Here is a 13,793-nt window from a genome sequence, read left to right on the forward strand (position 1 = left end):
GATGATACAGCAGCTATTCCAGAGTGAAGTCTTCACCATCATGTTCGTCATCGGGCTATACCTAGCCTGCATCAAGCTCTATCGTACGGTACGCTTTGTGCTCTTCCATCCCGTACTCTTGACGATCATCATCCTCATTGCGCTCCTAATGAGCTTCGATGTGCCGTATCAGACCTTCCGCGAAGGGAGTCGTATGATACACTTCATGCTTGGCCCGTCGGTTGTCGCCCTAGGCTATATTCTCTACCAGCAGGTGGGGCACCTCAAGGGGAATGTCATCTCCATCATGGTAGCCATCACCGTAGGTGCTATGGTAGGGATTGCCTCTATTGTAGGTATCGGGCATCTGCTCGGTGTGAAGCAGGATCTGATCGCCTCGCTCGCCCCAAAGTCCGTCACGACACCTATTGCTATGGAGCTAGCAGGCAATAATGGGGGAGTACCAGGTCTCACGGCGGTCATCGTGGTCTGTGCTGGGATACTAGGTAGTATCATTGGCCCTCCGATCATGAAGCTTATGGGGATCAAGAGTCCCGTAGCTAAGGGACTGGCTATGGGTGCATCCTCGCACGGTATCGGTACCGCAGCTGCCATTCAGATGGGAGCTGTTGAGGGAGCACTTAGTGGTCTTGCCATTGGGATTATGGGGCTCATCACCTCGCTCCTCCTCCCGCTCTTCTCTCGCTGGTTCGGCTAGGATACTTAGTCCTAAGAGCTGAGAAAAGGGTCGTTTGGGGTGTTATCTAGTCTGCTTTTAGTAGTTTTGTGTGAACAAAACGTTATTCACATCACGCTTTTAGTAACGAATGGACAGAACCCGATTCCTCACTATCCTAGGTATCGTAGCCTCGATTACGGCTATTCTGATGTACGTATCCTACATCACAACGATCCAGCATAACCTCTCTGGAGCTAAAGGAGATCCCATACAGCCCCTCGTCGCTGCTATCAACTGTACCCTCTGGGTCGGCTATGGTCTACTGAAGAGACCGAAGATAGACTGGCCCATAGTAGTGGCAAATGCCCCAGGGATCGTCTTTGGGCTAGCAGCCTGCATAACGGCACTCTAGCACCACCTCTCCGACCACTTTGGACGAAGCCTATTCACTCCGACTGGGGTGGATAGGCTTTGCTTTTCTTAGAGGGTAGTACCAGAGAGACAGATCCTATATGCCACAGTATACGTAGCATATTTTGCCTACTTGCTAGGGGTAAATGAACTTAACCATGAAGTTTAGGTTATCTATCCGTAAGCAAACATAAATAACAACTCAAAAGAAACAACCAATCGATGCAAGCTGCATTTATCAAGTTCCTCGAGTGCGCAAGTAACCTAAAGGGTCTTGGGTACAAGTTGATCCGAGTCGCCATCCTCATCATCTTCGTATGGATCGGAGGTCTGAAGTTCGCTAACTACGAGGCCAATGGGATCATCCCCTTCGTTGCTAATAGCCCTCTGATGAGCTTCTTCCTCAAGGATGCTAACAACAAGGTAACCACCGACGAAGGCAAGGTCGTCAAGGAGTATACCCTCAACAAGATGCCCGAGGGTCAGTACAACGAAGCTAAGCACAACTGGCACGTAGAGAACCGCACCTACCTCTTCTCCCACGGGCTCGGTATCCTGATCATGTCGATCGGTATCCTAGTCTTCCTTGGGCTCTTCTGTCCCTATCTAGGACTCATCGGTGAGGTGCTCTGTATCATCATGACCATTGGTACGCTGAGCTTCCTCGTCACGACGCCTGAGGTGTGGGTACACGCTTCGCCTGAGGCTCTGGCAGCTGGGGAGTGGGCGGATGGCTTCCCCTTCCTATCGGGTGCAGGGCGCCTTGTGATCAAGGATACTGCTATCCTAGCAGGTGCTATAGTCCTACTCTCGGACTCTGCCTCTAAGATCCTCGCTCGCCTAAGAAAGTAAGCGACTATACCCTCCCCATTGGAGGAAATCGCCATACGGAGGCTCTACCGACCTAGCTCGGTAGAGCCTCCATTTTTTGCTCCGTATATAGGGGGTGTACGGGGATTTTGACTACCTTTGTGACGTCTTTTCGGGGATAGCCACGATTGGCTCTACAAGGGGCTTTGGCGTTGTATCCGAAGCATGAGACAATCGGGATGTAGCACAGTTGGTAGCGCGCCACGTTCGGGACGTGGAGGTCGGAAGTTCGAGTCTTCTCATCCCGACACGAGATATATCTAAGCCCCCAGCACTCTGCACTGCAGGATGCTGGGGGCTCGTTTTATATCCATCCACCTCTCATCTAAATCCTCTTGACCTTCTTCTCTTCGTAGATGTGATGGCGAGGGGAAAAGCTATGGAGAAGTGGTGTCGTCGCTTGGTCGGGAGCTCCCTCCTAGGATTTATGATACCTATCGTATAGAGAGGGGAAGGCTCTTCGCTAGATGCCCCCCTTACGCAGTCTTGACTATGAGCAGGGGGTAAAGCAAGGGGGGAGAAGGCCTAGGGGGAATATCCCCTTGACCTTCTCCCCCCTTGTCCTATGGCTAGAGGAGTATTACGTCTCCCTATTATCCTAGAGAGCGAACTCTGTGCGGAGCTGATCTAGCCATGCAGTGAGGCGCTTATCAGTGAGCTCTGGCTGGTTTACCCAGTCGATCACTAGACCTAGTAGCTCTCCATCGCGCTCTGCTAACGACTGCTCGTAGCTATACCCTTCGGTGGAGGTCTTGCCGACAATCTGCGCTCCGAGGCTCTCGAAGTACTCGGCGAGTAGTCCTACCCCATCAGCAAAGCTCACAGGGGAGTTCACCTGATCACCTGTGCCAAAGATAGCCACCTGAAGCCCCGAGAGGTCAGCATCCTCTAGCTCGGGGAGCATCTCACTCCAGGCATAGGGAAGCTCACCATTGAAGTAGGTAGGGGTGCCGAGGATGAGTCTGCTATGCCTCGTGATGTCAGCTAGGCGAGCTGTCTCGATGTCTACGTACTCGATACCTTTGCCCCAAGCCTCTGCGATACGTTGTCCGAGCTCTGCAGTCTGGACAGTCTTCTTGCTGTAGAGCAAGCCTATTGTCTTCATATATTCGTTGCTGTTGAGGGTTAGTATTCGATGAGCTCCTTGGCTGCCTCATAGATCTTCTCTTCGCTGGGGAGCGTAGAGAGCTCGAAGCACTTGTGGAAGCCTACGGGAGTGAAGAGGGCACCCACACGGTAGACGGGGGCATCGAGATCACGGAAGGCGTTCTTAGCAATAGATGCTGCTAGCTCTGCACCGAAGCCACCGAAGAGGCGATCCTCGTGCACGATCAGTGCCTTGGAGGTCTTCTTGATAGAGGCATAGACGGTCTCCTCGTCCCAGGGCGATAGGGAGCGTAGGTCGATCACCTCGATGCTCTTGCCTAGCTCTCGTTGGATGCGCTCTGCTACGTTGAGTGAGAGGTGGAGCGTATTACCATAAGTGACGATCGTGGCATCTGCACCCTCACGGCGGATACGAGCCTTGCCAAAAGGCACCTCGAAGTCCTCGGGGATCATCGCCGTAGACTCGGTACTATTGTACTGCGCCTTGGGCTCTAGGAAGACTGTCACACCACGTGAGCGCATAGAGGTACGCAGTAGCCCTGCTGCATCATCGGCGAAGCAGGGATAGACGACACGAGCGCCAGGGAAGGTGGTCAGCACAGCCTCTATGCTCTGCGAATGGTAGAGCCCACCCTGAATATACCCTCCAGTACAGAGGCGGATGGTAATATTGGGGGAGAACTGCCCATTGCTGCGCCAGAAGTCGTGTGTGGAATTGACAAACTGCTCCATAGCAGCCCAGAAATAGTCGGAGAACTCCGCTCCCTCGATGACGATACGGATCTTGTCATCGAAGCGACTCATCCCGTTGGCTGTACCGACGATGTAGTCCTCGGCGATAGGGGCATTGAAGACACGCTTCGGGCCAAACTCCTGGAGCATGCCCTTGGTGACATTGAAGACCCCTCCCTTGTCCTTATTGGCTACGTCTTGACCCCAAATGAAGGTGTCGGGGTTGTGGCGGAACTCTTGCTTGAGCGTCTTATTGATCGCCTGGACGAGAGTGAGCTCTTCGCCTGAGCCATCGGGGAGCCCTGTGCCATACTTGGTAGCAGGGTAGGCCTCGCCGATCACGTTATCTAGGACGGTGTCGGCAGAGGGATCGGGAGCCTTGAGGGCATTGCGATTAGCGATTTTGAGCTCTTCCCTTGCCTCCTGCTCGATTTGCTGTAGCTCCTCCTCGGTGAAGCGATCATAGCGGAGGAGCATACGGCGAAACTTAGGGAGAGGATCGGCTGCCTTAGCACGCTCTAGCTCTTCATCGGAGCGATAGAGCGTGTGCATGTCGGAGTTGGAGTGTGCTCCGATACGTACACACTCTGCCGTCACGACGACTGGCGTACGATGCTCTACTGCATACTCTCGGGCAGCTGCCATGGTGTTCATCGAATCGAAGACATCCTTACCATCACAGAAGAGCGTCTTTAGGTGTCGTATGCCTGCGTAGTTCTGCCCCACACGAGGGTTAGCAGTCTGCTCATGGGTGGGCACAGAGATCCCATAGCCATTGCTCTGTAGGACGAAGATCACGGGGAGGCGCTCTCGGGCAGCACCATTGATCGCCTCGAAGACATAGCCCTCAGATGCCGAGGACTCTCCATGCGAAGCGATCGCTACTCCATCTACTCCATAGTAGTCTAGGGCACGGGCTATACCGACAGCCTGAGAGTCATGTGCGGCGACACAAGAGGAGATGTTGTGGATACCCCAGTCTACCTTGGCATAGTGATCGGACATGTGTCGTCCTCCACTGGTGGGGTCAGTAGCCTTAGAGATACCATTGAGAATCATCTCCTCAGCCGTCATCCCTGCCGATAGAGCAGCCAGCAAATCTCGGTAGTAGAGGAAGAGGTGATCCTTCCCCCGCTGGAATACTTGCCCGATGGCTAGCTGGATTCCATCATGCCCTGCATTAGAGGCGTGGAACTGCCAGCCGATAGACTGTAGTAGGTAGGAGGGCGCCTTCTCGTCAAGGAGACGACCTAGGTAAAGGAGGTAGTACCAGCGACGAAGGGTCTCCTTGTCTGTGGTCTTGATACCATATCTTTTCTTGACTAAATTCTTTTCTATGTTCATAGTCCTCTGTTTGTCTTCCAGTCCTCTAGATAATGTGCGACATGCTGCAGGAAGGCACCTGCGAGCATCCCATCGATAATCCTATGGTCATAGGAGAAGGACAGGTAGATCTTGTGTCGTACGGCTATTACGTCTCCAGCCTCGGTCTCTAGGATAGTGGGTTCCTTCTCGATAGCCCCGATACCGAGGATCGCAGCCTCGGGCTGGTTGATAATGGGAGTTCCGAAGAGGGTACCAGAGGAGCCGTAGTTGGATATAGTGAAGGTGCTCCCCGTCATCTCATCAGCGGTAAGCCTATTGTGGCGAGCCTTCTCGGCTAGCTGTGCTACCTGCTCTGCTAGGCCCGTACGACTTAGTCGATCGGCATCACGTACGACGGGCACCACGAGGTTGCCATCAGGGAGGGCTACAGCCATCCCTACGTGGATGTGCTTCCTCTCGATGATATTGTAGCCATCGACAGAGGCATTGATCCGTGGATATGCCTTGAGGGCATGGGCTACAGCTTCGATCACAGGTGTCATATAGGTGAGGGCAAAGCCTTCGCGCTTCTTGAAGGTATCCTTCTCTGCCTCTCTCCAGTGAACGAGATCGGTGATATCGACCTTGAGGAAGCTCGTGACATGGGGGGCTATCTGTACGGACTGCGTCATGCGGTCTGCGATGATCCTACGGATAGGATCCATGGGGATCACCCGATCCTCTGCTCCGATAGAGATAGATGGGGCTGTGACCTGTGGGCGTGAAGGGCTAGGAGCAGCATTCGTAGAGCTACGTGTAGCACGAGGAGTAGGAGTGGGTGCTCCCTTCTTCTGCTCGATGTAACGAACGATGTCCGCCTTGCTTACTCGTCCGCCAAAGCCTGTCCCCTGGATGCTATCTAGCTCCTCTTGGCTGACCTTAGCTGCCTTGGCACGCTCTAGCACTACGGGGGAGTACCATCTCTCTACAGAGCCTCGTTGTACTGGTGCTGTAGAGCTGTCTGCTGTGGGTGTGTGGACTTCCTTTGGAGCCTCGGTCTGTCCTTGGCCCTTGTCCTCTATGACCACTGCGGGGGCTTCCCCATCTGTGTCTACCACGATGATGGGTAGGCCAATGGGCACGGTGTCTCCCTCCTCATAGTTGATCTTGATGACCTTCCCAGCTACGGGGGAGGGGATCGTAGCCGCAGTCTTTGCAGAGGTGATCTCGAAGAGATCTGTATCTTCTTCGATGAAGTCTCCGACACGGACGTTGATCACAGTGATCGTACCCTCGGTCACACTCTCGCCCATCTTGGGCATCTTAATATCGAATGTTGCCATTGTCTATTTGTAATGTTCTATTCCGTCAGTCCTTATTCTTAGGAGAATAGGACTTCGTGTATGATCTCCCCGACTGTAGGGTGGGGGAAGATATGTCTACGAAACTCTCCTAGGGTAGAGCCATCAGCGATAGCTATACCAGCTATTAGGATGAGCTCTGAGGCAGGACAGCCCACGATGTGACAGCCGAGTAGGACGTCATTCTCATCGACAAGCACCTTGCAGAGGCCTCCGGCCTTCTCGTTCTCCACGACGTAGCGTCCTGCGTAAGCCATGGGGAGCTTGAGGGTACGGTAGTATCGACCCTCCGCCTTCAGCTGTTCCTCGGTTGCCCCTACACCCGCTATCTCGGGGTGGGTGTAGACGACGCTAGGGACAGCCTCGTAGCGCATGGGGTCATCTTCCCCTCCTACGATATGGTTGATGGCGACCTCCCCCTCTCGAATAGCCGTGTGGGCTAGGAGTGAGAAGCCCGTGATGTCTCCAGCAGCATAGACTCTAGGGTGAGATGTCCGCATATAGCGATCTACTACCACTGCCGAGCGGTCTGTCTCGATAGCTAAGGTCTCCAATCCGAGCCCCTGCACCTGTGGCCTACGTCCTACACTAAGTAGTAGCTGTGAGGCGGGCAGTAGCTCACTCTTCCCATCTTGGGCTTGGATTGTAACTCCCTCATGTGAGACAGCTGTAACCTTGGCTCCTAGGTAGAACTTCACCCCTCGGCTCGCATACTCCTTGCGAAGCATAGCGGAGGTTTCCTTGTCCATAGCACCCAAGATCTCGGGCGCCATCTCCACAACCTGAACGGGGACTCCTAGGGATGAATAGATCCCTGCAAACTCCATCCCGATGACACCTCCTCCAATGATCGTGATGACCTTGGGAAGCTCGGTGGCAGAGAGGGCCTCCCGGCTTGTCCAGTAAGGGACTTGGTCTAGCCCTGGGATAGGAGGTATGACGGTCGTACTACCAGTTGCCAGCAGGACAAAGCTTGCTAGGTAGGTCTCCCCATCAGCAACGATGCGAATAAGCTCTCCCTCCTCACCATCGAGACGAGCGGTGCCTTGTACGACATTCACTCCAGCACTTTTTAGCTTATAGGCTACACCAGAGGTGAGTGTATTTACGACCTTATCTTTGCGCTTAGCTATCTCCTCATAGCGGGCAGAGATGGCTCCGTCGATATGGATGCCATAGGCTTTGCTGGAGTGTAACTCTTCGAAGAGATTCGCTGCATGTAGGAGTGTCTTTGTGGGGATGCACCCTTCGTTAAGACATACACCTCCTAGGGCGGTGTGCTCGAAGAGTACGACTTGTAGACCATTAGCAGATGCATTGGCGGCTGCGTTATACCCTGCTGGGCCACCCCCAATGATCGCTAGGTCGAAGTTCCTTATTTTCATTCTTGTGTTCCTTATACAAACGTTTACCAAAGATAGCCTATTTGCGTCGAAAATCGCATAGAGGTTATGGAAAATCCATACAACTAGGTATTTACTCCTACCTTGCTATACCTAGTATAGGCTAAATAGGCTTAGGATGTCTGCTATAAATACGAGTAAGCAAGGGCTAAGCAAAGAGGCTATATGCTCCAGAAGGAGCATATAGCCTCTTTGTTTAGCCCAATACTATCCTTTAGCAGAAGGGAAGGACAGAGAACGATATAAGTCTAACCATTAGTGCCTAGTCGAGGACATGGCGCTCAGCATGGTAGGAGGAACGGACGAGAGGGCCACTCTCGATGTGACTCAAACCCTTCTCTAGTCCTAGAGTGCGTAGGCGAGCAAACTGCTTCGGATGGATATACTCTACGACAGGTAGATGACGTCTCGTGGGCTGTAGATACTGTCCGATAGTCATGATGGAGACTCCTACGGCATGGGCGTCATCGATCAGCTCCAGTACCTCCTCCTCGGTCTCCCCAAGGCCGAGCATGATACCTGTCTTAGCAGGTATACCACTCTCTGCGATACGTCCTAGGACGGAGAGACTCTGTTCGTAGGTCGCCACATGGCGTACCTCTGGAGTGAGACGTCGTATGGTCTCTAGGTTATGGGATATGATACGAGGTCGGCAGGCGATGATTTGGTCCACATAGTCTAGTCTACCATTGAAGTCAGGGATGAGTACCTCCACTGTTACCTCTGGGGTTGTACGGCGAATAGCCTCGATGGTACGTACCCAGTGCTCTGCACCATAGTCCTCTAGGTCATCACGGTCTACGCTGGTGATGACAGCGTGCTTTAGGTTCATCTTCTTGATGCTCTGTGCTACCTTGATTGGTTCGAGAGGATCAAGAGGTGCAGGAGTTTTGCTGGAGAGCGTGTTGCAGAATCGGCAGGCACGTGTACATACAGCTCCCCCGATCATGAAGGTAGCGGTACCTGCGCTCCAGCATTCCCCTTGGTTGGGGCACCGTCCACTATGACAGATGGTATTGAGTCCATGACCTTCGATGGTCTGCTTGGTGTCGGTGAAGGTAGAGTTATCGCCTAGGCGTATCTTGAGCCACTCGGGCTTGCGCACGCGCACTACGGTACGCTTAGGGGTCGCTCGCTGTTCGTCTTGCATCATAAATATAAAGTCCCAAGAGTGGGAAGAGAGCCTCCCCCTTCTCGGGAGAGGCTCATCGGTTAGAGATGGGTGCGGAGGTAGGAGATCATCTTCTTGTAGAGGTGGTCTCTAGTCTTCCCTCCGTGTATGCTATGGTCCTTATCCGTATAGAGAGCCATGTCAAATGGGATATCCCTTTGGACGAGGAGCTCGGCGAAGTCCATAGCGTTCTGTACATGGACGTTGTCGTCTGCGCTCCCATGAATTAACAATAGCTTGCCCTGAAGGTTCCCTGCGACCTCAAGTACGGACGAGGCCTTGTAGCCATCGGGATTCTCCTGGGGTGTCCGCATGAATCGCTCTGTATAGATCGTGTCGTAGAACTCCCAGGCTGTCACTGGAGCTACAGCTATGCCCACCTTGAAGGTGCCCTGCCCATGGCAAAGGCTCATAAGGGTATTGTACCCACCGAAGCTCCAGCCCCATATAGCGATACGACTGGGGTCAACATAGGAGAGACGTCCCAGAGCCTTGGCTGCAGCTATTTGGTCTGCGCTCTCCTTGACTCCGAGGCGCAGGTAGGTACACTTACGCCACTCCTCTCCTCGAGCTCCTGTGCCTCGTCCGTCCACACATACGACGATAAAGCCTTGGCTTGCTAGTACCTGCTCCCATCCATATCCATACTGATCCAGTACCTGCTGAGAGTCGGGACCGCTGTACTGGACCATGAGGACAGGGTACTTGGTCGATGGGCTAAAGCCGTGGGGCTTGACGATCCAGGCATTCATCTCTTGCCCCTCTGCATTGGTCAGCGTGATGAATTCCTTCGGAGAAACCTTGTACTGAGAGAGCTTGGTCTGGAGGGCTTGGTTGTCCTCTAGGACTCGTAGGGGCTTTAGGCTACCGGTAGCATAGACAGCTGTACGGGTGGGGGTGGTAGAGCTGTTGAAAATGCTGATGTAGTAAGCAAAGCTATCACTAAATATAGCCTGGTTAGAGCCCTTATCGGGATGTAGAGCTGTGCGCTTCCCCTTCGTATCGACACGATAGATGCTACGTGTCATAGGGGATTCGTCGGCAGCCTGGTAGTAGAGGTTACCCGAAGCGTCTGCCCCGTAGAAGTTGGTCACATCATACTTGCCAGTCGTTACCTGCCTGAGGAGTGTTCCCTTGTCCGAATAGTGGTAGAGATGTCGGTAGCCATCTCGTTCGCTAGGATAGACGAAGCCATTAGGAATGAAGCGACACCAAGTGATGTTGTGGCTATCTACGTAGGTCTTGCTCTTATCCTCGAGGATGAGCTTGGGCAGAAGGGTTTTGTTCTGTACGTAGAAGAGGCGCAGATGGTTCTGCTGGCGGTTGAGGGTGAAGACCGCTAGTTGTCCCTCTCTCCCTACGAAGGAAATACGTGGGATATAGTAGGGAGCACCTTCGCGGAAGGATACCTCCTTGCGTGATCTATCCGTTACGTTGTAGATATGTAGGGATACCTTGGAGTTGGGGGTGCCAGCCTTAGGGTATTTGTAGGTGTAGAAGGTAGGATACTGTCCCTGACCATAGAGGGGCATGCTGTATTCGCTTACCTCACTTTCGTCGGTGCGGACAAAGGCTAGGTAGCCACTATCTTCGCTCCAGCTCATGAGGCGAGTGGACTCTAGTTCCTCCTCGTAGACCCAGTCGGTGACGCCGTTCATGACCTTGTTACGGGCAGCATCATTTGTTACTTGTACCTCGGTGTCGAATTCAAACTTCTTGATGAAGATGTTCCCCTCACGCACGAAGGCAACCATCTTGCCATCTGGGCTGAAGGTAGGTATCATCAACTTGCCCTGATCCTGACTGAGCGGCTCGATGCGATTGCGTCGTACGTCGTAGTGGTAAGCGTTGCCTTTCCAAGAGCGGCGGTAGATGGACTCTCGGTTGGTGATCAAGAGGATGTGATGCCCCTTAGGCTCGAGGAGGTAGTCGTCGAAGCGCTTGAACTCACAGTCCCTAGCCCTATCAACACTGAACAAGGTGTCGATGAGCTTCCCCGTGGCGAAGCTATACCGGAGGATCGCCCTATGCCCCGCATCCATCATCGTGTAGTGCAGGCCATCGCTCATGGAGCGCATACCTCGCCCTGCAGGACGAGCCGAGAATACGCCAGCATTGATCTCCTCAATCGTCATGATACGGGAGCCATTCTGAGCCGAGAGACTTCCTACCCCAAGGCTAAGGGCAAGAAGCGAGAGAGATAGTAGTTTGCGCATAATTGCTATAGTGTGAGTTGTACTTCACAAAGATACTAAAAGCGGTGCAGTATCCCTAGGAATAGTACTCTCACAACCCCGTGTGAGGTATGTCCGTAACCCCATAAGAGGTATGCGTGTAACCTCTTCGGAGCTTCCCCTATAACCTCACGCAGGGTCTCTCTACTGCCTCTTGGGAGGATGTGAAGACTTGGTCGGAAGAGCTCCTTTATCCCTTTGGATGAGGCATAAAAGAAGCTACCCCAAGCATCCTATAGAGATGATGCTTGGGGTAGGCTTTGTAGGGGAAGGGGCGTTTGCTCGCTAGCTTTGTGCAGGAGTTAGAGCGGCTTGTTCCGGCCTATCGCTATAATCCTTCGTCAAGAGCTCCCACGAGAGTCGTAGCCAAACGAGGGTCGGTGGAAGAGCCTTTAGAGCATAGGGGAGGACGTAGCTCTCTCGGAGAGATCTTGGAAATAGATCTGAGGGTGAAAGACTAGTGAGAATGAACGTAAAGACAAGGAGTGCTATATCCCATCCATTGCGCTTCCAAGGAGATGTCACATACCATAAAGCAACCCCAGCAAGGGCTATAATATATGTGCTGGATTCGCTCCCCGTACTAAAGAGCACAGCAAAAAGTAGGGTCGAACTTAGGATAGCATAGCGGAAGGCTAGGTGCTTGTACTGCTTGATGCGCAGGTAGGGAAGGGCAAAGACCGCCAGCCCTGGCAGGATCACTGCCAGATCAGAGTAGGTCGCACAGCCCGACCCCTTGCGTATCATCCCAAGGAGGGATATGTTTTGCATAAGCGAGAAGTGATTCTCCCCGTTCTTAGCTGCTAGCCTTGTGAACCATTCGACGTATTGCCCAAGCACATATTCGGGACTACTTAGAAGCATTGGGGCAACAAAGCACACTACCGACCACCCAATAAGAGCCAAAATGAAGCGGGGCTTTCGCTTGACAAAGAAGAAGAATGCTAGTCCTACAATGCCGTAGAGCTTGACGAAAGTCCCTAGAATGATTAGGAATGCAGCCGATACCTCTTGCTTGCGTTCGATAGCAGCAAAGGCTCCGATAATGATAGCAGCGATGGCTATGTTAAACTGCTGCATTTGTAGTGCTGTCAAGAGCTCGTGAGCACAGAACCAATAGAGGAATATTTGCCTTCCTTGCTCCAATGGTAGTTGGCGTACAGCATAGTACATCACCAGTGAGAGAGCGATAAGCCACAGGAGCAAGCCAACGGCATCAGGTACCAGCGCAAAGGGAGCGATCACGAGGCTAAAGAACGGCCCATAGTGGTTATGGTCGTTGTACTCGCTGGGGTAAAGGTCGTAGAGTGAGACCCTCTGGATGGTGTGCCAAAAGACACCACGAAAGATCAAGAAGTTATTATGCCTATGTGCTGCTATCTTGGTTAAGCCAGCTAGGATAGGAAGCAGAGTCCAAAGACCAAGTAACGTGCGAGGATCAGAAAAGAAAGGTCGTCGGAGGAAGGAGTAGACCTTATTCCATAGGATAACGAGCTTATCGATCATCGTCATTGTGCTTGAGGAACTGTGCGATATGATAGCGGGGACGTTGCTTGATCTCTATATAGATCTTGCCAATATACTGTCCTATGACCCCAATGGATAGAAGTAGGATACTCCCGATGAACCATAGGGAGAGCATTAGCGAAGCCCAGCCTGGCACAGATAAATGCTCTACGTAGGAGACCACGACATACACAGCCATACATACGCTGATGAGGAGGAAGGCTAAGCCCATACCGATGATCCAGCTAATGGGGCGTGTAGTGAAGGAAGTAATCCCATCTACTGCTAGTAGGAGCATCTTGCGCAGTGTATATTTTGATGATCCTGCAGTGCGCTCACGAATTACATCCTTTACCGTCGTAGAACGGAAGCCTAGTTGTGGAATTAAGCCTCTTAGATATAAGTTGCGCTCGGGGTACTGTGCTAAGGCATCTAGTGCTTGACGGCTGAGTAGACGAAAGTCTGCGTGGTTAAATATAGCCTTAATGCCCATCGATCGCTGTAGTCGATAGAAAGTAAGGGCGGTGGTTCGCTTGAGGAAGGGATCAGCCATTCGTGATTCCTTTACCCCGTAGACTATATCATAGCCTTCTGCTAGACGATCGAGCATCTCCTCCACGGCATCTAGGTCGTCCTGTAAGTCTGCATCAATGGTTACTACAGCATCAGAGTACTCCCGTGCAGCAAGCATACCCGCCATGATCGCAGACTGATGCCCCACATTGCCCGATAGTGAGAGACCATCGATAAGGGCATTTGTACTATGTAGCTCCTTGATGATAGGCCATGTCTGGTCTTGACTCCCATCATTGACAAAAAGGATACGACTCTCGGGGGTAACCTTCCCTAGGCTAATCATACGCTCAAGGAACGCCGAGAGTTCATTAGCAGAGTGGGGGAGCGTTGCCTCCTCATTGTAACACGGGGAGACGATCGTAAGGCGAGGGGGCATGTTAGCTAAGGCTATTGAGGCTATCAATAAATTCGGTGAAGGTCACGAAGGAAGAGCCTTCCTCCTTGAAGGCAGAGATCCAT

Annotated in this window: 11 protein-coding genes and 1 tRNA gene; 4 read left to right on the top strand and 8 right to left on the bottom strand. The window is 52.6% G+C overall.

The annotated features are described in order from the left end of the window. The first annotated feature begins 1 nt into the window (after nucleotide 1). The 4 genes from QZ554_RS03120 (at nucleotide 2) to QZ554_RS03135 (ending at nucleotide 2,187) form a co-directional block, all read left to right on the top strand. Entirely contained in the window at nucleotides 2-697 is a 696-nt protein-coding gene (locus QZ554_RS03120; RefSeq protein WP_297194309.1) for an LrgB family protein, read from the top strand. A 109-nt stretch (nucleotides 698-806) separates the two neighbouring features. Next, entirely contained in the window at nucleotides 807-1,070 is a 264-nt protein-coding gene (locus QZ554_RS03125) for a SemiSWEET family transporter (protein ID WP_297194311.1), read from the top strand. Between the two features lie 221 nt (nucleotides 1,071-1,291). Continuing rightward, nucleotides 1,292-1,921: a DUF417 family protein gene (locus QZ554_RS03130; protein WP_297194313.1), complete on the top strand. Its 630-nt coding sequence runs from the start codon at nucleotides 1,292-1,294 to the stop codon at nucleotides 1,919-1,921. A gap of 193 nt (nucleotides 1,922-2,114) precedes the next feature. Continuing rightward, a tRNA-Pro gene (locus tag QZ554_RS03135) sits at nucleotides 2,115-2,187 on the top strand. A gap of 350 nt (nucleotides 2,188-2,537) precedes the next feature. On the opposite strand, the gene QZ554_RS03140 is transcribed toward QZ554_RS03135, so the two are convergent. The 8 genes from QZ554_RS03140 to QZ554_RS03175 all read right to left on the bottom strand — a co-directional run bounded on the left by QZ554_RS03140 (nucleotide 2,538) and on the right by QZ554_RS03175 (nucleotide 13,710). Then, nucleotides 2,538-3,044, bottom strand: coding sequence for a flavodoxin (locus tag QZ554_RS03140; protein WP_297194315.1), 507 nt, complete (start codon nucleotides 3,042-3,044; stop codon nucleotides 2,538-2,540). Between the two features lie 20 nt (nucleotides 3,045-3,064). Further along, nucleotides 3,065-5,122, bottom strand: coding sequence for a thiamine pyrophosphate-dependent enzyme (locus tag QZ554_RS03145; protein ID WP_297194317.1), 2,058 nt, complete (start codon nucleotides 5,120-5,122; stop codon nucleotides 3,065-3,067). Then, nucleotides 5,119-6,426, bottom strand: a complete 1,308-nt coding sequence (locus tag QZ554_RS03150) for a dihydrolipoamide acetyltransferase family protein (RefSeq protein WP_297194319.1) — start codon at nucleotides 6,424-6,426, stop codon at nucleotides 5,119-5,121. Before QZ554_RS03150 ends, QZ554_RS03145 begins: the two co-directional genes overlap by 4 nt. 38 nt (nucleotides 6,427-6,464) lie before the next feature. Continuing rightward, nucleotides 6,465-7,829: a dihydrolipoyl dehydrogenase gene (lpdA, locus tag QZ554_RS03155; RefSeq protein WP_297194321.1), complete on the bottom strand. Its 1,365-nt coding sequence runs from the start codon at nucleotides 7,827-7,829 to the stop codon at nucleotides 6,465-6,467. Nucleotides 7,830-8,109: 280 nt separating this feature from the next. Then, nucleotides 8,110-8,997, bottom strand: a complete 888-nt coding sequence (gene lipA / locus QZ554_RS03160; RefSeq protein ID WP_297194328.1) for a lipoyl synthase — start codon at nucleotides 8,995-8,997, stop codon at nucleotides 8,110-8,112. Nucleotides 8,998-9,059: 62 nt separating this feature from the next. Beyond that, nucleotides 9,060-11,234, bottom strand: coding sequence for a S9 family peptidase (locus QZ554_RS03165; protein ID WP_297194323.1), 2,175 nt, complete (start codon nucleotides 11,232-11,234; stop codon nucleotides 9,060-9,062). A 303-nt stretch (nucleotides 11,235-11,537) separates the two neighbouring features. After that, nucleotides 11,538-12,764: a glycosyltransferase family 87 protein gene (locus QZ554_RS03170; RefSeq protein WP_297194325.1), complete on the bottom strand. Its 1,227-nt coding sequence runs from the start codon at nucleotides 12,762-12,764 to the stop codon at nucleotides 11,538-11,540. After that, on the bottom strand, nucleotides 12,748-13,710 hold the full coding sequence (locus QZ554_RS03175; protein ID WP_297194327.1) for a glycosyltransferase family 2 protein: 963 nt from the start codon (nucleotides 13,708-13,710) through the stop codon (nucleotides 12,748-12,750). The genes QZ554_RS03170 and QZ554_RS03175 overlap by 17 nt, the downstream gene beginning before the upstream one ends. Nucleotides 13,711-13,793 lie beyond the last annotated feature (83 nt).

This window comes from uncultured Porphyromonas sp. (assembly GCF_915070105.1).
Taxonomy (GTDB): Bacteria; Bacteroidota; Bacteroidia; order Bacteroidales; family Porphyromonadaceae; genus Porphyromonas.

What these genes read in the sequence shown, in the direction of transcription:
- QZ554_RS03120 (WP_297194309.1), top strand. Translation starts at nt 2, where the DNA reads ATGATACAGCAGCTATTCCAGAGTGAAGTCTTCACCATCATGTTCGTC.
- QZ554_RS03125 (WP_297194311.1), top strand. Translation starts at nt 807, where the DNA reads ATGGACAGAACCCGATTCCTCACTATCCTAGGTATCGTAGCCTCGATT.
- QZ554_RS03130 (WP_297194313.1), top strand. Translation starts at nt 1,292, where the DNA reads ATGCAAGCTGCATTTATCAAGTTCCTCGAGTGCGCAAGTAACCTAAAG.
- QZ554_RS03140 (WP_297194315.1), bottom strand. Translation starts at nt 3,044, where the DNA reads ATGAAGACAATAGGCTTGCTCTACAGCAAGAAGACTGTCCAGACTGCA.
- QZ554_RS03145 (WP_297194317.1), bottom strand. Translation starts at nt 5,122, where the DNA reads ATGAACATAGAAAAGAATTTAGTCAAGAAAAGATATGGTATCAAGACC.
- QZ554_RS03150 (WP_297194319.1), bottom strand. Translation starts at nt 6,426, where the DNA reads ATGGCAACATTCGATATTAAGATGCCCAAGATGGGCGAGAGTGTGACC.
- lpdA (WP_297194321.1), bottom strand. Translation starts at nt 7,829, where the DNA reads ATGAAAATAAGGAACTTCGACCTAGCGATCATTGGGGGTGGCCCAGCA.
- lipA (WP_297194328.1), bottom strand. Translation starts at nt 8,997, where the DNA reads ATGCAAGACGAACAGCGAGCGACCCCTAAGCGTACCGTAGTGCGCGTG.
- QZ554_RS03165 (WP_297194323.1), bottom strand. Translation starts at nt 11,234, where the DNA reads ATGCGCAAACTACTATCTCTCTCGCTTCTTGCCCTTAGCCTTGGGGTA.
- QZ554_RS03170 (WP_297194325.1), bottom strand. Translation starts at nt 12,764, where the DNA reads ATGACGATGATCGATAAGCTCGTTATCCTATGGAATAAGGTCTACTCC.
- QZ554_RS03175 (WP_297194327.1), bottom strand. Translation starts at nt 13,710, where the DNA reads ATGCCCCCTCGCCTTACGATCGTCTCCCCGTGTTACAATGAGGAGGCA.